At 61.5% G+C, this 18,692-nt stretch carries 17 protein-coding genes; 13 read left to right on the forward strand and 4 right to left on the reverse strand.

Annotation, left to right across the window (positions count from 1 at the left end; translation table 11 throughout):
- The first annotated feature begins 59 nt into the window (after positions 1-59).
- Positions 60-284, forward strand: a complete 225-nt coding sequence (locus IMX17_RS03665) for a hypothetical protein (protein ID WP_004934623.1) — start codon at positions 60-62, stop codon at positions 282-284.
- The gene (locus IMX17_RS03670; RefSeq protein ID WP_193549344.1) at positions 281-547 is read left to right on the forward strand and encodes a hypothetical protein; all 267 of its coding nucleotides are present in this window, start codon (positions 281-283) and stop codon (positions 545-547) included. Before IMX17_RS03665 ends, IMX17_RS03670 begins: the two co-directional genes overlap by 4 nt.
- Before the next feature lie 9 nt (positions 548-556).
- Here IMX17_RS03670 and IMX17_RS03675 read toward each other — a convergent pair whose 3' ends face one another.
- Genes IMX17_RS03675 through IMX17_RS03685 form a run of 3 tightly spaced genes read right to left on the reverse strand, consistent with a single transcriptional unit; the run spans position 557 to position 3,134 of the window.
- Positions 557-709 (reverse strand): DUF2474 domain-containing protein, encoded by a 153-nt coding sequence (locus IMX17_RS03675; RefSeq protein ID WP_004934619.1) that lies wholly within the window; start codon positions 707-709, stop codon positions 557-559.
- A gap of 14 nt (positions 710-723) precedes the next feature.
- Positions 724-1,731: a cytochrome d ubiquinol oxidase subunit II gene (cydB, locus tag IMX17_RS03680; RefSeq protein WP_046896642.1), complete on the reverse strand. Its 1,008-nt coding sequence runs from the start codon at positions 1,729-1,731 to the stop codon at positions 724-726.
- Positions 1,732-1,733: 2 nt separating this feature from the next.
- On the reverse strand, positions 1,734-3,134 hold the full coding sequence (locus IMX17_RS03685; protein WP_004934615.1) for a cytochrome ubiquinol oxidase subunit I: 1,401 nt from the start codon (positions 3,132-3,134) through the stop codon (positions 1,734-1,736).
- Between the two features lie 144 nt (positions 3,135-3,278).
- Between IMX17_RS03685 and IMX17_RS03690 the strand changes: the two genes are divergently transcribed.
- The 6 genes from IMX17_RS03690 (at position 3,279) to IMX17_RS03715 (ending at position 10,441) form a co-directional block, all read left to right on the forward strand.
- Entirely contained in the window at positions 3,279-4,697 is a 1,419-nt protein-coding gene (locus IMX17_RS03690) for a PLP-dependent aminotransferase family protein (protein WP_046896643.1), read from the forward strand.
- 154 nt (positions 4,698-4,851) lie between these two features.
- Positions 4,852-6,540, forward strand: a complete 1,689-nt coding sequence (locus tag IMX17_RS03695) for an ABC transporter substrate-binding protein (protein WP_193549345.1) — start codon at positions 4,852-4,854, stop codon at positions 6,538-6,540.
- A 48-nt stretch (positions 6,541-6,588) separates the two neighbouring features.
- The gene (locus IMX17_RS03700; RefSeq protein ID WP_193549346.1) at positions 6,589-7,545 is read left to right on the forward strand and encodes an ABC transporter permease; all 957 of its coding nucleotides are present in this window, start codon (positions 6,589-6,591) and stop codon (positions 7,543-7,545) included.
- 4 nt (positions 7,546-7,549) lie between these two features.
- On the forward strand, positions 7,550-8,500 hold the full coding sequence (opp4C, locus tag IMX17_RS03705; RefSeq protein ID WP_193549347.1) for an oligopeptide ABC transporter permease: 951 nt from the start codon (positions 7,550-7,552) through the stop codon (positions 8,498-8,500).
- The gene (locus tag IMX17_RS03710) at positions 8,497-9,483 is read left to right on the forward strand and encodes an ABC transporter ATP-binding protein (RefSeq protein WP_193549348.1); all 987 of its coding nucleotides are present in this window, start codon (positions 8,497-8,499) and stop codon (positions 9,481-9,483) included. The genes opp4C and IMX17_RS03710 overlap by 4 nt, the downstream gene beginning before the upstream one ends.
- Positions 9,473-10,441, forward strand: coding sequence for an ABC transporter ATP-binding protein (locus IMX17_RS03715; RefSeq protein WP_193549349.1), 969 nt, complete (start codon positions 9,473-9,475; stop codon positions 10,439-10,441). Before IMX17_RS03710 ends, IMX17_RS03715 begins: the two co-directional genes overlap by 11 nt.
- Before the next feature lie 2 nt (positions 10,442-10,443).
- On the opposite strand, the gene IMX17_RS03720 is transcribed toward IMX17_RS03715, so the two are convergent.
- Positions 10,444-11,418 carry an alpha/beta hydrolase gene (locus IMX17_RS03720; protein WP_193549350.1) on the reverse strand — a complete coding sequence of 325 codons (975 nt, stop codon included), beginning with the start codon at positions 11,416-11,418 and terminating at the stop codon, positions 10,444-10,446.
- Positions 11,419-12,093: 675 nt separating this feature from the next.
- Here IMX17_RS03720 and IMX17_RS03725 point away from each other — a divergent pair.
- Genes IMX17_RS03725 through astE form a run of 5 tightly spaced genes read left to right on the forward strand, consistent with a single transcriptional unit; the run spans position 12,094 to position 18,254 of the window.
- Entirely contained in the window at positions 12,094-13,308 is a 1,215-nt protein-coding gene (locus tag IMX17_RS03725) for an aspartate aminotransferase family protein (protein WP_015378175.1), read from the forward strand.
- A gap of 52 nt (positions 13,309-13,360) precedes the next feature.
- Complete coding sequence (gene astA / locus IMX17_RS03730; RefSeq protein ID WP_004934585.1) at positions 13,361-14,395, forward strand: arginine N-succinyltransferase; 1,035 nt, start codon at positions 13,361-13,363, stop codon at positions 14,393-14,395.
- Positions 14,395-15,867, forward strand: coding sequence for a succinylglutamate-semialdehyde dehydrogenase (astD, locus tag IMX17_RS03735; RefSeq protein WP_193549719.1), 1,473 nt, complete (start codon positions 14,395-14,397; stop codon positions 15,865-15,867). Before astA ends, astD begins: the two co-directional genes overlap by 1 nt.
- Positions 15,868-15,919: 52 nt before the next feature.
- Positions 15,920-17,260: an N-succinylarginine dihydrolase gene (gene astB, locus IMX17_RS03740; protein WP_033643406.1), complete on the forward strand. Its 1,341-nt coding sequence runs from the start codon at positions 15,920-15,922 to the stop codon at positions 17,258-17,260.
- 10 nt (positions 17,261-17,270) lie between these two features.
- Complete coding sequence (astE, locus tag IMX17_RS03745) at positions 17,271-18,254, forward strand: succinylglutamate desuccinylase (RefSeq protein ID WP_046896650.1); 984 nt, start codon at positions 17,271-17,273, stop codon at positions 18,252-18,254.
- Positions 18,255-18,692 lie beyond the last annotated feature (438 nt).

The following is an 18,692-nucleotide window of genomic DNA, read 5'->3' on the forward strand; positions in this document are numbered from 1 at the left end:
GACATTTGGCGTTCCAGTAGACTTTCCCTCGGTGAATCAACGACCACAGGAGGTGGAGCATGCGGAGTTTACCTATTCGGTTATCCAATGAAATCGACGACAGTCTGAACGATATCGCCCGGCGTCACGGGATGGCCAAAACCGACGTCATACGCCTGGCGTTTGCTTTAATGACGATTGCCGACCGTGAGTGGATGAAACAGGATGGTTCCCGCCTCGGTATCGTGCGTGAAAGCGACGAGGGGCTGGAGGCGGTCGCCGTGGTGGTGGGGATCTTTCCATGAAGCCGCAAAATGAGCGCCCGCAGCTCGATGCTGAAAGGTTGTATTTGGATCCGTCGTTGGTCTTCGACGAAATGGAGCGGTTGCGCCTGGCGCGCCAGGTACTGTGCGGGATATTCGCGGTCAGCGTGGGCGTATTCGCCGCCCACGCGTATTGGGACAAAAACGAAGCGCTCGGTCAAGTGTTCGAGCTGGTGAAGATCGGCGCCTTGCCGCTGGCCACGCTGGTGGTCTCTTTTTACTTTCCCAACAGCGCGTCCAGATAAGGCGTCACGTCAATGTGACTTCATGCCCGCCGCGGTCATCAGCAGGCGGAACAGCGAGGCAACCACGAACAGCCCCAGCACGCTGGCGCTCCAGATGATCACCAGCCAACCGATGCGTTTCCACCAGGGCGCCGGAGCGGCGGCTGCCGTTTTATCTTGCATAGCGTCCTCCTTCCTCAGTGATAGCCGTGTTCATGGCTGATCTTGCCGCGGAACACGTAGTAGCTCCAGAAGGTGTAGACCAGAATGATTGGGATGATGAACAGCGCGCCGACCAGCATAAAGCCGAGGCTCTGCGGCGGCGCGGCGGCGTCCCACAGGCTGATGGCCGGCGGGATCAGGTGCGGCCAGATGCTGATGCCGAGCCCGCTCAGGCCGAGGAACACCAGCAGCAGCGTCAGCATGAACGGCGAGTAGTGCGCGCCGCGTTTCACCCCGCGCCGGATCCCCCAGGCGCTGAGCAGCACCAGCACCGGCACCGGCAGCAGCCAGAACAGGTTCGGCAGCGTAAACCAGCGCGCGGCGATTTCGGGGTGCGCGATCGGCGTCCAGATGCTGACCGCAGCCAGCACCAGCAGCAGGATGGCCAGCAGCGGCGTCGCCAGGTGATACATGCGCGCCTGCAGGTCACCGGCGGTTTTCATCACCAGCCAGGTACAGCCGAGCAGGGCGTAGGTCACCACCAGCCCCAGCCCGCAGAACAGCGCGAACGGCGTCAGCCAGTCCAGTGCGCCGCCGGCGTAGGTGCGGCCTTCGACCGGGAAGCCGTTGATCACGGCGCCCACCACCACACCCTGGCTGAAGGTGGCGAAGAGAGAGCCCCAGATGAACGCCTTGTCCCAGATATGGCGCTTCTCCGGCGTGGCCTTGAAGCGAAACTCGAAGGCCACGCCGCGGAAAATCAGCCCGATCAGCATCAACGTCAGCGGGATCGCCAGCGCGTCGAGGATCACCGAGTAGGCCAGCGGGAAGGCGCCAAACAGCGCCGCGCCGCCCAGCACCAGCCAGGTCTCATTGCCGTCCCACACCGGGGCGACGGTGTTCATCATCAGATCGCGGTCGTCGCTTGCTTTCACCCACGGAAACAGGATGCCGATGCCCAAATCGAAACCGTCCATCACCACGTACATCATGGTGCTGAACACGATGATGACAAACCAAATCAGCGGAAGATCGATGCCCATGTTCAGCTCCTGTCGTCCAGAGTGTCGTTGACCGCGGACAGCGGACGCGCCGGGCGGCCCTCGGTATTGTCTTCTTGGTGTTCATGCGGCTGCGGCCCTTTGCGGATCAGGCGCATCATGTAGGAGTAGCCCACGCCGAACACCGAGCAGTAGACGATGATAAACGCCAGCAGGCTGATGCTCATGTGCAGATCGCCATGCGCGGATACCGCATCCTTGGTGCGCAGCAGGCCGTACACCACCCACGGCTGGCGGCCGATCTCGGTGGTGAACCAGCCCGCCAGCAGCGCCAGCAGCCCGGAAGGACCCATCCACAGGATGAAGTACAGGAACGGACGCGACTGATAGAGCCCGCCGCGCCAGCGCAGCCACAGGCTCCAGACCCCGGCCAGGATCATCAGCATGCCCAGCCCGACCATGATGCGGAACGACCAGAACACCACGGTGGAGTTGGGGCGATCTTCCGGCGGGAACGATTTGAGCGCCGGCACCTGCTCGGTCAGGCTGTGCGTCAGGATCAGGCTGCCGAGGTAGGGCACCTCCAGCTTGAAGCGGGTCTCTTCACGCTGCATGTCCGGCCAACCGACCAGGATCAGCGGCGTGGCTTCGCCCGGCGGGTTTTCCCAGTGGCCTTCGATGGCGGCGATCTTCGCCGGCTGATGTTTTAGCGTATTCAGGCCGTGCGCATCGCCGATCAGCGCCTGCACCGGCGCGACGATCAGCGCCATCCACATCGCCATCGACAGCATCTTGCGCATCGCCGGCGTATCGCGGCCGCGCAGCAAGTGCCAGGCGGCGGACGCGCCGACGAAGAACGCCGAGGAGAGGAAGGCGGCGGTGGACATGTGCAACAGGCGGTACGGGAAGGACGGGTTGAAGATCACCTTCAGCCAGTCGACCGGCACCACCTGGCCATTGATGATTTCATGCCCCTGCGGCGTCTGCATCCAGCTGTTGGAGGCCAGGATCCAGAAGGTGGAGATCAGCGTGCCGAGCGCCACCATGCAGGTGGCGAAGAAGTGCAGCCCTGGGCCGACGCGGTTCCAGCCGAACAGCATCACGCCGAGGAAACCGGCTTCGAGGAAGAAGGCGGTCAGCACTTCATAAGTCAGCAGCGGCCCGGTAATGCTGCCGGCGAACTCGGAGAAGAAGCTCCAGTTGGTGCCGAACTGGTAAGCCATCACCAGCCCGGATACCACGCCCATGCCGAAGTTAACGGCGAAAATCTTTGACCAGAAATGATAAAGCTCACGATAGGCTTCATTGTGCGTTTTCAACCATAATCCTTCCAGCACCGCCAGGTAGCTGGCTAAACCGATGGTGATGGCGGGGAAAATGATATGGAAAGACACGGTGAAGGCGAACTGTATTCTGGCGAGTTCCAGTGCATCAAGACCCAGCATGGCGCCTCCTAGGGTTGAACATAAATTAACCTCTTGAGTATAGCTGTCATTTTTATGTGAAATACTTGGCGTTAAGTTAAGCACGGAGTACAGTACCTATAATAGTGACAGTTATTTTACTTTTTCATATAACAGTTAATGGTTATGACCCGATACGAGCAGCTTGCGCAGCAGATTAGAGAACAGATCCAGAACCGGGTGTGGCGGGCGGGCGACAAGCTGCCTTCGCTGCGCGAGAGCGGCAAACGCGCCGGATTGAGCCTGATGACGGTGGTGCAGTCTTATCAACTGCTGGAGAGCCAGGGGTGGATCGTCGCCCGGCCGCAGTCGGGCTACTATGTGGCGGCGCGTCCGCAGCCGCTGCCGCAGCCTTCGCGCGGCGAGAAACTGCTGCTGAGCGAGCAGGTGGACATCAACGCCTTTATTTTCGACGTGCTGCAGGCCTGCAAGGATCCGGACATCGTGCCTTTCGGTTCGGCATTTCCCGACGCCACGCTGTTCGCCCAGCCGAAGCTGGCGCGGGCGCTGAGCAGCGTAGCGCGCAAGTTCACGCCGCACAGTTCGCTGGTCAACTTGCCGCCGGGCAACGACGCGCTGCGGCGGCACATTGCCCAACGTTATGCGCTGAGCGGCATGCAGGTCGCGCCGGACGAGATCGTCATCACCGCCGGGGCGATGGAGTCGCTCAGCCTCAGCCTGCAGGCGGTGACCCAACCGGGCGACTATGTGGCGATCGAGTCGCCGGCGTTTTACGGCGCGCTGCAGGCGCTGGAACGGCTGCGGCTGAAGGCGGTGGCGATCGCCACGCATCCGCAGGACGGCATCGATCTGGACGCGTTGCAGCAGGCGGTGGAGCAGTATCCGATCAAAGCCTGCTGGCTGATGACCCACTTCCAGAACCCGCAGGGCGCCACCCTGCCGGAGGCCAACAAGCAGCGTCTGGTGGCGCTGCTGCGCGAACGGCAGATCTCGCTGATCGAAGACGACGTCTACGGCGAGCTGTACTTCAGCGCCGAACGGCCGCTGCCGGCGAAGGCACTCGACAGCGGCGGCCAGATCCTGCACTGCTCGTCATTTTCCAAATGTCTGGCGCCGGGCTTTCGCGTCGGCTGGGTGGCGGCGGGGCGTTATGCGCAACAGATCCAGCGTTTGCAGCTGATGAGCACCGTTTCCACCAGCGTGCCGACCCAGATGGCGCTGGCGGATTATCTGTTGCACGGCGGCTACGACACCCATCTGCGGCGCCTGCGCCGCCTGCTGGCCCAGCGCCAAAGCGCAATGCGTCAGGCGATCGCCCACCATTTCCCGCCGACGGTGAAAGTCAGTCAGCCTGACGGTGGGTATTTCCTGTGGCTGGAACTCGATCCGGCGCTGTCGTCGATGGAGCTGTACCGGCGCGCACTCGCACGGGGCATCAGCATCGCGCCGGGGCGCATGTTCACCACCGGCGACCATTTCAACCACTGCTTCCGTCTCAACGCCTCGTTTGAATGGAATGACCGCTTTGAAGAGGCGATAAAAACCTTAGCCAAACTTATCCGGGGGCTGACATCGGCAGGCTGAACCGCACTTTGTTCAACGCTTCGCCCCAGAAAAATTCATAATGCTTTTTTCGGCAATGGAATGCCGGTTTCGTTGTTAGACAGCCCTCCAGCCGCCCATTACTCTGCGATAAATTTTGTCACATTTTTATCAACGGGTAGACGAGGGGCTGTGGGTGAGTGGAATAAAAAATAAGCTAAACAAACTGTTGCGCTATCGGCTGACGCCGCTGGCGTTGGTCTGCGCGCTGGGATTGAGCGCCGCCGCGCAGGCGGAAACGCTGGCCGAAGGCATTACGCCGGCCAGCGATGCCGCTCGGGTGCCGGCCGCCGCCAAACTGCGCAAAGATACCGTCGTGGCGGGCATCTCGGAGCCGCAGGGAATTTTCAACCCATATCTGTTCACCAACGGCTGGGACGAGAACGTGACCGACGTGATCTTCAGCCGGCTGATCGGCCTGGACAGCCAGGGCAAACCGGAAGGGCGCCTGGCGGAGTCCTGGCAGGTCAGCCCCGATAATCTGACCTACACCATCAAGCTGCGGCCGAATCTGGTCTACAGCGACGGCTCGCCGCTGAAGGCCGACGATATCGCCTTTACCCTGACGCTGCTGCACGACCCGGCCTATGACGGCGATACCGATATCACGCCGGCGCACATTCAGGGCGGCGCCGAGTATAAAAACGGCACCGCGGCCGGCATCAGCGGGCTGAAGGTGATCGACGATCGCACCATTCAGATCGTCACCACCCAACCGGGCGCGACTACGTTGCAACTGATTGGCGGGCCGGTATTGTCGCGGGCTTACTACGGCAAAGACTATCAGCGCGGCAAGCTCGACGGCGTGCGCGCCTTGAACGGCAAGCCGCTCGGCAACGGCCCCTACATTTACGACAAGTACGTGCCGGGGCAGGAAATCCGCTTCCACGCCAACCCGAACTTCTACCTCGGCCCGCCGCCGATGGCGCGCTTTATCTATCGCGTCACCAACCCGGCCACCAACTTCCAGCTGTTCCAGACCGGTGAGACCGACTACGACGCCTTTACCGCCAAGCCGGACGATATCGAACAGCTCAAGCTGCTCGGCTTCGCCAATATCAACCTTTACAGCTCGAGTGATTACAGCCGGGTTGATTTCAACCTCAGACGCCCGGCGCTGCAGGACAAGCGGGTGCGTCAGGCGCTGATCTACGGCCTCGATCGACAAAAACTGATCGCCGTGGTGTACCAGGGGTACGGCAAGGTCGCCAACCAGCCGATTTCGCCGATCTCCTGGGCTTACGACGCCAACGGCATCAATCCTTACGCTTACGATCTCGATAAGGCCAAAAAGCTGTTGGACGAGGCGGGCTGGCAGGTGGGCGCTGACGGCATCCGGCAGAAAGACGGTAAAAAGCTGGAGCTGACGCTGCTGGTGACCAAAAAACTGATCAACGACGCGCTGGTGCCGATCGCCAAGGATAACTACCGCCAGCTCGGCGTGGTGCTGAAACCGCAGGTATTGGATTTCAACGCGCTGCTGGCGCAGCGCAAGGCGGGCAATTACGACCTGGCGTCTCTCAGCACCAGCACGCTGAACGATCCGCACGACGGCGTACGCGACTTCATCAGCCGCGAGAGCGAGACCGGCTATCACAACCCGCAGGTGGATGCGCTAATCGCCAAAGCCAATGCCACGCTGGATATCGCGCAGCGTAAGCCGCTGTACCATCAGCTGTATCAGGTGCTGGCGGACGATCCGCCGGTGATCCTGCTCGGCAACCGCGAAATCTTGAGCGCCAGCAGCGCGCGCGTCACCGGCTTTAAACCGGATATCTACAACGGACTGGTCGGCAGCCTGCCGAACGTCAAACCGGCGCCGTAACGCCCCGATGCCGCCGCACCATTCCGGGCGGCGGCGATGGAATTCGCGATGAGAAATTTTATCCTGCGCCGTTTGTTGCAGACGATCCCGATGCTGTTGCTGGCTTCATTGCTGATTTTTTGCATCTTCGCCCTGGCGCCCGGCGACTTTATCGACGGCAATATCAACCTGACCGCGCAACGCGCCGCCGAGCTGCGGGCGCTGTACGGGTTGGATCAGCCCTTGTTCAGCCGTTATCTGCATTGGCTTTGCCGGCTGTTGCAGGGCGATCTCGGCTTCTCGCTGCAGTATCAGATCCCGGTCAGCACGCTGCTGAACCAATACATCTGGAACTCGTTCCTGCTGGCGGCGGTGGCGATGGTGCTGTATTGGGGCATCGCGCTGGCGGTGGGGGTGATCTCGGCGATGAAACCCTATTCGCTGTTCGATCATCTGATCACCGTGGCGGTGTTCGCCGCCATGTCGTTTCCCACGTTTTTCCTTTGCCTGTTGCTGATCAAATGGTTCGCCGTCGATCTGCACTGGTTGCCGGCGGGCGGCATGCTGCGCACCGGCAGTGAGGCGAGCGGGTTGGCCTGGGCGCTGGAGGTGGCGGCGCACCTGCTGCTGCCGGTGCTGGCGCTGGTGATGCTGCAGGCCGGCAGCCTGACGCGCTATTTTCGCGCCAGCATGCTGGAGGTGATCCGCATGGACTATATCCGCACCGCGCGCGCCAAAGGGCTCAGGGAAAAAACGGTGATCTTCAAACACGCGCTGCGCAATGCGCTGTTGCCGATCATCACCCTGCTGGGGTTCGAGCTGCCGGGATTGTTCTCCGGCGCGCTGATCACCGAAAAAATCTTCAACTGGCCGGGCGCCGGGCATATCCATATCGATTCGCTGGCGGCGCGCGATTATCCGGTATTGATGGGGTTCACGCTGTTTCTGGCGGCGCTGACCATTCTCGGCAATCTGCTGGCGGACATTCTGTACGCCTATGCCGATCCACGCATTCGCTTGAGGTAATACGATGTGGGTTACGCTGTTTTTCGGCCGCCGTCGCCGCTGGCGCGAGGCGCAGCTGCCGGCGCTGGCGCAGCTGTCGCCGCCGCCCGCCGCGCAGGCCTGGCGCCGTCTGCGCCGCCACCGGCCGGCGATGATCTCGCTGGCGTTGCTGGTGCTGCTGGCGTTGCTGTGCCTGATTGGGCCGGCGCTGTCGCCGTGGCGCGACGACGCCGGCGATATGCTGAATATCAATCAGGCGCCGAGCGGCGCGCACTGGTTGGGCACCGACTTTCTCGGCCGCGATATTTGCACCCGGCTGCTGCTGGCGGGGCGAATATCGCTGACCATCGGCCTGGTGTCGATGCTGCTGTCGGTGGCGCTGGGCTACGTGCTGGGGGCGTTCGCCGGTTATCTGGGGGGCGTGGCGGATCGGCTGATCATGCGTTTCGCCGATCTGTTGATGACCATTCCCGGCCTGCCGCTACTGATCGTCATGGGGGCGATGCTGACCGAACTCGACGTGTCGCCGGACTACCGTATCTACATGGTGATGATCATGCTGAGCCTGCTGGGCTGGCCGTCGCTGGCGCGGCTGGTGCGCGGCCAGATCCTGTCGCTGCGCGAGCGGGATTTCATGCTGGCCACCGAAGTGCTGGGGCTCTCCATTCGGCGGCGCCTCTTCGGCCATCTGTTGCCTAATACCGTGCCGATTTTGGTGGTGGTCGCCACCATGGCGGTGGCCAACGCCATCCTCAGCGAGTCGGCGTTGAGCTACCTCGGGCTGGGCGTGGTGCCGCCGACGCCGTCGTGGGGCAACATGATGGACGCCGCCAATAGCCTGATCGACTTTCAGCGCCGCCCCTGGCTGTGGATGCCGCCGGGGCTGGCGATCTTCGTCACCGTGGTGGCGATCAATATCTTGGGCGACGGCCTGCGGGATGCGCTCGATCCGAAAATGAGCGGGGTAAAACGATGAGTCAACCGCTGGTGGCGTTCGACCGACTGTCGGTGTCGTTTCATGGCGAGCAGGGGCCGGTGCGGGCGGTGCAGCAGGTCAGCCTTGAACTGCAGGCCGGGCAAACGCTGGGGATCGTCGGCGAATCGGGCTGCGGCAAAAGCGTGACCGCCATGGCGCTGATGGGGCTGTTGCCGCAGCCGCTGGCGCAGGTAGACGGCGGTGAGATTCGCTTTGAAGGGCAAAACCTGCTGTCGCTGCGGGCATCCAAGATGGCGGATCTGCGCGGCAACCGGCTGGCGATGATCTTTCAAGAGCCGATGAGCGCGCTGAATCCGGTGTTGACCCTCGGCGAACAGCTGGTGGAGCCGCTGATCAGGCACTTGCTTCTGTCGCCGAAAGCGGCCTGGCGTCAGGCAATTCAAAGCTTGACGGAAGTGGGGTTGGCGCGCGCGGAGGCGCTGATGCGCTGCTACCCGCATCAGCTTTCCGGCGGTATGCTGCAGCGCGTGATGATCGCCATGGCGATCGGATGCCGGCCGGCGCTGCTGATCGCCGACGAACCGACTACGGCGCTCGACGTTACGGTGCAGGCGCAGATCCTGGCGTTGCTGCGCGAGCAGAGCCGGCGACACAACATGGCGATGATCTTGATCACCCACGATCTCGGGGTGATCGCCCAGATGGCCGATCGGCTGGCGGTGATGTACGCCGGGCGCGTCGTCGAGCAGGGAATGACCCGGGAAGTGCTGGACGAGCCGAGGCATCCCTATACGCAGGGGCTGATCGCCTCGCGGCCGGTGTCGGGGCAGCGGCGACGCCGCTTGTACTCCATTCCCGGTCAGGTGCCGGATCTGGCGCGGCTGCCGGAGCATTGTGCTTTCGCCGAGCGCTGCGCGCAGGCTACCGCGCGCTGCCGCGACGGCATTCCGCCGCTGTACGGCTCCCGTCAGCGTCAGTCCGCCTGTTTTCTCAATGCCGGAGGGCATCCGTATGTCGACTGAACCTTTGGTGGAGGTGAAGGGGTTAAAGAAATATTTCCCGCTGCGCGACGGGTTGTTCGGGCGCACCACCGGCCAACTGAAGGCGGTGGATGATGTCAGCTTCAGCATTCGCAAGGGCCGCATTTTCGGGCTGGTGGGCGAGTCCGGCAGCGGCAAAACCACCGTTGGCCGCACGCTGCTCGGCCTGCACGACAAAACCGCCGGCGAGGTGCTGTTCAAAGGTCAGGCGTTGGACGGCCTGAGCAAGGACGAGTTGCGCGCCCTGCGGCCGAAAATGCAGCTGGTGTTTCAGGATCCTTACAGCTCGCTGAATCCGCGTCTGCGCGTGGGCGACGCCATTGGGGAAGCGCTGTTGCAACACGGCCTGGCGAGCAAGGCGGAACTGCGCGAACGGGTGCTCGATACCCTGGCGATCTGCGGGTTGTCCTCACAGCATTACGGGCGGTTTCCGCATGAGTTTTCCGGCGGCCAGCGGCAGCGTATCGGCATTGCGCGCGCGTTGATCCTGCAACCGGAATTTATCGTCGCCGATGAGCCGATATCGGCGCTCGACGTGTCGATTCAGGCGCAGATCATCAATCTGTTTTCCGATTTACAGGAGCGGCAGGGGGTGACGCTGCTGTTTATCTCGCACGATCTCGGCGTGGTGGAGCATCTGTGCCAGGATGTGGCGGTGATGTATTTGGGGCAGATCGTTGAGAGCGCCGATCGCGATGCGCTGTTCCGCCAACCGCTGCATCCCTACACGCAGGCCTTGTTGGCGGCGGTGCCGACGCTGGATGCGCAACGCGCGCCGGCGTGGGTGGCCGGCGGCGAGCCACCGAACCCCGCTAACCCGCCGCGCGGCTGCCGTTTCCATCCTCGCTGCCCGCTGGCCACGGCGCAGTGCCGCGAACAGGCGCCGCAGCTGCGCAGCGTGGCGCCCGGTCATCAGGTGGCTTGCCACCTGGTCGGTTAGCGTCAGGACAGGTAGTGTTTCAACGCGCGCCCGGCCTGGTGGATCGCCGAATGCACCGCCGGGACGTGGGTGAGCGGGTTCAACAGGCCGTAGTCGTGGATTAGCCCGTTGTAGCGGGTAGTGGTGACCTCGACGCCGGCGGCGTCGAGCAGACGCGCGTAGGCTTCGCCCTCATCGCGCAGCACGTCCAGCTCGGCGGTCTGCACCAGCGCCGGCGGCAAGCCCCGCAGCTGTTCCGGCGTAGCGTTGAGCGGCGAGGCGTAGATGTCTTTGCGCTGCGCCTTATCGGGCGCATAGCTGTCCCAAAACCACTTCATCATATTGCGGGTCAGGAAATGGCCTTCGGCGAATTGATGATAGGAATCGGTATCAAAATGGGCGTGCGTAACGGGCCACAGCAGGATCTGGCAACGCAATGCCGGTAGGCCTTTCTCTTTGGCCATCAGGCTGACCACCGCCGCCATATTGCCGCCGACGCTGTTGCCGACCACCGCCAGCCGTGAACCGTCGACGTTGATTTTTTCGCCATATTCGGCCACCCATTCCGTGGCGGCGTAAGCCAGATTGATCGCCTGCGGATAGTGCGCTTCCGGTGAGCGGGGGTAGTTGACGAACACCGCCGCCGCGCCGGAGCTGTAAACCAGATCGCGCACCAGCCGTTCATGGGTGGGAAAATCGCCCAGCACCCAGCCGCCGCCGTGAAAGAACATGAATACCGGCAATGTCTCCTTAACCCTGGGCGGTCGCACCAGCTGCAGCAGAATATCCTGGCCTTCTACGTGAATGGTTTTCTCGCTGATCTCCACCTCGCGCAGCGGCACGTCTACGCTGCGCTGCGCCGCTTCCAAAACTCTGCGCGCCTCTTTGGGCTTCATCTGCTCCATGGGTTTACCGCCGGCGGCATTCAGCGTCTCGAGAAACGCGCGGATGTCGTGTTGGGCGTGCGGCTGGCTGAGATCGACGGTTTTCTTGGGCATGGTGGCTCCTTGTGCGTAGAAGAGAAGGGGCGGTCAGGATCACAGTGTAGTCGTTGGCGCATAAAGCGGGAGCCGCGGCCGGCGGCGATCGGCGCGGTTTGTTTTCCGGGGCGCTGCCGATGGAATCGGCGCTTCGTCGCCGCATTGCCCGATCCTGGCGCAGCGCTGCACCGCATTGGGGCAAAAAGTGTGATGGCGAGCAAATCGGATGAAATTATTTTTGCGAGCGCGATCAGAAATCCTGAAGTTTTTCGCAATTGAATAGGATTTCGCGAGCAATGATGATTTTAGGCCTTATTTTTTAATTTATGCATTGCAAATGCATATAAAATGAATAAATATGCATTATAAGCCGTTGTTTTAACGTAAAAAATAGCAAAATCCGGCAAAAATCCCGTTTTGGCACGATAGCTGCTCTACACTCTTTATCAAACGACATGTATTTTAACTGCTCGTTAACATTTACTCCCCGCTCAGGGACCGGATAAGCGCCATAAATAGTGAAAAACCGATTTTATGTAACAGATTTGTTTCTAAATCAGCGGTGAGAGACAGCATTTTCTCCGCCGGGAAAGTCGGTTTTGAACAGCGGTTTTTTTGCATTGTGGCGGCCTAGCCGGGCTTGCGCGGTCCTTACAGTCAAAATTCAGCCTTTGCTGAGATTATGAGGTCACTATGGAACAGCCAATCGCAGTTACCCGCCAGTCTTTCGATGACTGGATGGTCCCGGTTTATGCCCCTGCCGATTTTATTCTGGTGCGGGGGGAAGGATCGCAGGTGTGGGATCAACAGGGTAAGTCTTACATCGATTTTGCCGGCGGCATCGCGGTTAACGCGTTGGGCCATGCGCACCCGGCGGTCAAGGCGGCGCTGGTGGAGCAGGCGGGCAAACTGTGGCATCTGGGCAATGGCTATACCAACGAACCGGTGCTGCGCCTGGCCAAAAAACTGATCGACGCCACGTTCGCCGACAAGGTGTTTTTCTGTAACTCGGGCGCAGAAGCCAACGAAGCGGCGCTGAAACTGGCGCGCAAACATGCGCACGACCAGCACGGCGCCGGTAAAGATCAGATTGTGGCGTTCAACAACGCGTTCCACGGCCGTACGCTGTTTACCGTGTCCGCCGGCGGCCAGCCAAAATATTCGCAGGACTTTGCGCCGCTGCCGGGCGGCATCACCCATACGCCGTATAACGATCTGGCCGCGGCGGCCGAGCTTATCAACGATCGCACCTGCGCGGTGATCGTCGAGCCTATCCAGGGCGAAGGCGGTGTGCTGCCGGCGGAAGCCAGTTTCCTGCAGGGGCTGCGTGAACTGTGCGATCGCCATAACGCGCTGCTGATCTTCGACGAAGTGCAGACCGGCGTCGGCCGCACCGGCCACCTGTATGCCTATATGCAGTACGGCGTGGTGCCGGACGTGCTGACCACCGCCAAAGCGCTGGGCGGCGGCTTCCCGATCGGCGCCATGCTGACCACCGATGCGCTGGCGAAAACGCTGGGCGTCGGCACTCACGGCACCACCTACGGCGGCAACCCGCTGGCGACGGCGGTGGCGGGGGAAGTGTTCTCCATCATCAATACCCCGGAAGTGCTGGAAGGCGTCAAACAGCGCCACCAGTGGTTCATCGACGGGTTGAACGACATCAACCGTCAGTATCCGATCTTCGCCGAGATTCGCGGCGGCGGTTTGCTGATCGGCTGCCAACTGAAGAAAGACTATGCCGGCAAAGCGAAGCAGATCACCCAATTGGCCAACGAAGAAGGTGTTATCGCGCTGATCGCCGGCCCGGACGTGGTGCGTTTCACGCCGTCGCTGATCATCCCTGAGCAGGATGTGAAAGAGGGGCTGGCGCGATTCGCGCGCGCCGTGGCGCGCATTTGCAGCTAATCAGCGGGCTGCGCCTTCATCGGCGCAGCCTGATTCAGAAGAGGTTCGCATTATGATGATTATTCGCCCTATAGAGCGCCGCGATTTGGCGGATTTGCTGACGCTTGCCGGCAAATCCGGTATCGGTCTCACGTCGCTGCCGCAAAATGAAGATACCCTGTCGGCACGCATTGAGCGGGCGTTAAAAACCTGGCAAGGCGAACTTCCGCAAAGTGACCAGTGTTATTTGTTCGTATTGGAAGACAGCGAGCGCCGGCAGGCGGTGGGGGTCTGCGCGATCGAAGTGGCCGTCGGCCTGGCGGAACCCTGGTACAGCTTCCGCGTCGGCACGCAGGTGCACGCGTCCAAACAGCTGAACGTCTATAAATCGGTGCCGACGCTGTTCCTCAGCAACGACCATACCGGGCATTCGGAACTGTGCACGCTGTTCCTCGATCCGGACTATCGTCACGGCGAGAACGGCAAGCTGCTGTCGAAGGTGCGTTTCCTGTTTATCGCCGCGTTCCGTGAACGCTTCTCCCGCCGTCTGATCGCCGAGATGCGCGGTTTCTCCGATGAAAACGGCCGTTCGCCGTTCTGGGAGAGCGTCGGCCACCGTTTCTTCTCCATCGAGTTCGCCAAGGCGGACTACCTGAGCGGCACCGGACAAAAGGCGTTTATCGCCGAACTGATGCCGAAACATCCGCTGTATGTCGATTTCCTGGCCGAAGACGCGCAGAAGGTGATCGGTGAAGTGCACCCGCAAACCCTGCCGGCGCGCCGCCTGCTGGAGGCGGAAGGCCTGAGCTATCAGGGCTACGTCGATATCTTCGACGGTGGCCCGACGCTGGAAGCCGAGATCGACCACATCCGTGCGGTGAAGCAGAGCCGCCTGGTCAAAGTGGTGCTGGATGACACGCCGATGCGCGCCGATGCGCCGGTCCATCTGGTCGCCAACGACAACTATCAGAATTATCGCGCACTGTTGGTCAATGCCGATCTGTATGACGATCGCCTGCATATCAACGCCGCCACCGCGGCGGCGCTGGGCGTCGAGCAGGGCAGCCCGGTGCGGGTACTCCCCCTTATTGCACAGGAGAAAGCATGATGTCCCATCCTGCACTGTTGATTAACGGCGTCTGGCGGCAGGGCCGCGGCGCGGAGTTCGGCAAGGCCGATCCGGTCGGCAATCAGCCGCTGTGGCGCGCCAACGCCGCCGACGCCGATGACGTCGCCGCCGCCTGCGAAGCCGCGCGCGCCGCATTCACCGGCTGGGCGCGTACGCCGTTCGAGCAGCGTGAACAGTTGGTGAAACGCTTCGCCGCTTTGCTGGAAGAACATAAACAGTCGCTGGCGGAAACCATCAGCCGCGAGACCGGCAAACCGCGCTGGGAAACCCTGACCGAAATTCAGGCGATGATCGGCAAGGTGGGCATTTCACTGCAGGCCTATCAGGCGCGCACCGGTTTTAGCCAGACGGCGATGGCCGACGGCGCTTCGGTGCTGCGCCATCGCCCGCACGGCGTGCTGGCGGTGTTTGGGCCTTACAACTTCCCCGGCCATCTGCCGAACGGCCATATCGTGCCGGCGCTGCTGGCCGGAAACTGCGTGGTGTTCAAGCCGAGCGAACTGACGCCGCTGACCGCCGAGGAGACCCTGAAGCTGTGGCTGAAGGCCGGTCTGCCGGACGGGGTGATCAATCTGGTGCAGGGCGGCCGGGAAACCGGCGAGGCGCTGGCCGCCAGTGCGGATATCGACGGCCTGTTGTTCACCGGCAGCGCCGGCACCGGTTACCACCTGCATCGCCAATTGGCGGGGCAGCCGGAGAAGATCCTGGCGCTGGAGATGGGCGGCAACAACGCGCTGATCGTCGATGGTTTCGAGGATCTCGACGCGGCGGTCAACCTGGCTATCCAGTCGGCGTTTATCTCCGCCGGCCAACGCTGCACCTGTTCACGCCGCATTTTGGTGAAGCAGGGGGCGGAAGGCGACGCCTTTATCGCGCGTTTGGTTCAGGTGGCGGGCGAGCTGCGCGTCGGCCGTTGGGATGCCGAACCGCAGCCGTTCATGGGCGGCGTAGTGTCGGCGGCCGCGGCGGAAAACATGCTGAAAGCGCAGCAGCGCTTGCTGGCGCTGGGCGGAAAATCGCTGCTGGCCATGCGTCTGCTGGAGCCGGGCAGTTCGCTGCTCAGCCCGGGCATCATCGAGCTGACCGGCGTGGCCGGCGTGCCGGACGAAGAGTATTTCGGGCCGTTGACCACGATCGTGCGTTACCGCGATTTCGACGAGGCCCTGCGGCTCGCCAACCAGACGCGCTACGGCCTGTCGGTGGGATTGGTCTCGCCGCAGCGCGAGCTGTTCGAGAGGTTGCTGTTGGAAGCGCGTGCCGGCATCGTCAACTGGAACAAGCCGTTGACCGGAGCGTCCAGCGCGGCGCCGTTCGGCGGCGTGGGGGCTTCCGGCAACCATCGCCCAAGCGCCTTCTATGCGGCGGACTATTGCGCCTGGCCGATGGCGTCGCTGGAAAGCGAAAGCCTGTCGCTGCCGGCGACGCTCTCGCCGGGCTTGTCGTTCCGTTAATCGTCTGCGGCGGCGTTATGGCGTCGCCGCAGGCCATCCCCAGGGGATAGCCATGTCAGGATATGAAGTCAATTTCGACGGTTTGGTGGGGCCGACGCACCACTATGCCGGGCTGTCGTTCGGTAACGAGGCCTCTACGCAGCATCAAAACAGCGTATCGAACCCGCAGCTGGCGGCGAAGCAGGGTCTGCTGAAAATGAAGGCGCTGGCCGATCTCGGTTTCCAGCAAGGGGTATTGCCGCCGCAGGAGCGGCCACATTTGCCGATGCTGCGTCGCCTGGGTTTCAGCGGCAGTGATGAGGCGGTGCTGGCGCAGGCGATGCGTCAATCGCCGCGATTGCTGTCAGCGCTCAGCTCGGCGTCCTGCATGTGGACCGCCAATGCGGCCACGGTGTCCCCCTCGGCGGACAGCGCAGACGGCAAGGTGCATTTCACCGCCGCCAACCTGAACAATAAATTCCACCGCGCCATTGAAGCGGAAACGACCACCGACGTTTTGCGGGCGATGTTTAACGACGACCGGCATTTCGCCCACCATGAAGCGCTGCCGCAGGTGGCGTTGTTCGGAGACGAAGGGGCGGCCAACCATAACCGGCTGGGCGGCGATTATGCCAGGCGCAGCGTGCAGGTGTTCGTTTACGGTCGCCAGGAGTTTGGCGGCGAAACGGCGCCGGCGCGTTATCCTGCGCGCCAGACGCGCGAAGCCGGTGAGGCGATCGCTCGCCTGCACCAATTGGACGAGCAGCATACGGTCTTCGTGCAGCAAAACCCGGCGGTGATCGACCAGGGCGTGTTCCATAACGACGTGATTGCGGTCAGCAACCAGAACGTGCTGTTCCACCACCAGCAGGCGTTTTACCGCCAGCAACAGGCGCTGGATGAAGTGCGCCGCAAGATGGCGACGCTGGACAGCGAGCTGGTGGCGATCGAAGTGCCGACGGAGCGCGTCTCGGTGGCGGACGCGGTGGCGACTTATCTGTTCAACAGCCAAATTCTCACCAAGCCGAACGGCAAGATGATGATCGTGGTGCCGGAAGAGTCGCGCCAGCATGCCGGCGTGTGGCGTTATCTGAACGAGATGGTCGGCAGCGGCGGCCCGATCGATGAAATCCGCGTGTTCGATCTGCGCGAAAGCATGCGCAACGGCGGCGGCCCGGCCTGCCTGAGGTTGCGGGTGGCGCTCAACGATCAAGAGCTGCGGGCGGTGAACCCGCGCGTCATGATGAACGATCGGCTGTTCGCGACGTTGAACGAGTGGGTGGATCGTCATTACCGCGATCGCCTGACGCAGGATGACCTGGCCGATCCACTGCTGCTGCGCGAAGGGCGCGAGGCGTTGGATTCGCTGACGTCGATCCTCGGTCTCGGGTCCATCTATCCGTTCCAACGTTAAGGGAGGCTGCATGATCGATCTACTGCCCCTGACGCTGGAGGGGAAAGAACCCGCCGAATGGCAGGGCGAAACGCCGCAGCTGCGCTGGCGTTGGCTGGGGGAAGGGGTGTTGGAGCTCACGCCGCGGCAGCGTTATCGCCAGGCGTTGGTGGTGTCGGCGGGCGTACACGGCAACGAAACCGCGCCGATTGAACTGCTCAATCAGTTAATCGCCGATCTGTTGAGCGGCCGCTTGCCGCTGGCGGTGCGGCTGTTGGTGGTACTGGGCAACCCGGCGGCGATGCGGGCGGGCAAGCGCTATCTGCACAGCGACATGAACCGTATGTTCGGCGGCCGCTACCGCAACTTCGCCGCCAGCGGGGAAACCGCGCGCGCCCAGCAGTTGGAGCGCACGCTCGCCGCCTTTTTTGATGGCGAACAGGCGGCGCGTTTCCATTACGATCTGCACACCGCCATTCGCGAGTCGCATTTGCCGCGCTTTGGCATTTTGCCCTTCCAGAAGCATCCGTACAGTGAACCGATGCTAAAGCTGCTGGATGCCGCCGATCTGGATGCGCTGGTGGTACACAGCGCGCCGGGCGGGACTTTCAGCCACTATTCCAGCGAGCATCTCAATGCGGCGAGCTGTACGCTCGAGCTGGGCAAGGCGCGGCCGTTCGGCAGCAACGATCTGCAGCAGTTCGCCGCCATCGATCGCGCTCTGCGGGCGGCGGTCAGCGAGGGGCCGTTGCCGCAGCGCGCGGGCGAGGCGATCCGGGTATTCCGTGTGATGCACTCGTTGATCAAACACAGCGAGGATTTCAAGCTGCATCTGGATGATGACACCGCCAACTTCACCGAGTTGAAACCGGGGATGTTGCTGTGCGAGCAGCCGCAGGAGGAGTATCGCGTTGGCCAAGAGGGTGCGTGGATACTGTTTCCTAACCCCACTGTGGCGCTGGGCCTGCGCGCTGGCATGCTGTTAAGCGAAGTTTCCCGTTCTACGTTGTATTGATTTATCCTCGGCGGCGCCGTCAGCGCGCTGCCGTTTATTCCTTTCATTATTTTAATCTGCTATTTCCCGCTATTTAAATGGCCATACATCGAATTTTATTCGTCCCATAGGGATTTCTTTACGTGAATGAATAAAGGCCGTATTCAGCCGTTATCGGAAAGCCTTAATTGCCTGGTGACTTTGTTAAGATAAAAATGTGAAATAAGTAACGTTTTTAATAACCATGCTAATCTTGTTGTTACTTTTGAATCGTGCAGAAAGCACGCAAAACGAAACCAAAATGCACTAAATTGGTGCATTGCACCGTTTTGGTTATAAGTTATGTGATAAAAAATTCTTATATTCAATGGGTTATGTATTCTCTTTTTTGAAATATATTGTTACAAATAAACATGCTTTCTCCTCGTTGTTTCATGAACTTTTTGATTTTAAGTTTTG

It is taken from the genome of Serratia sp. X3 (assembly GCF_014982455.1).
Taxonomy (GTDB): Bacteria; Pseudomonadota; Gammaproteobacteria; order Enterobacterales; family Enterobacteriaceae; genus Serratia; species Serratia ureilytica.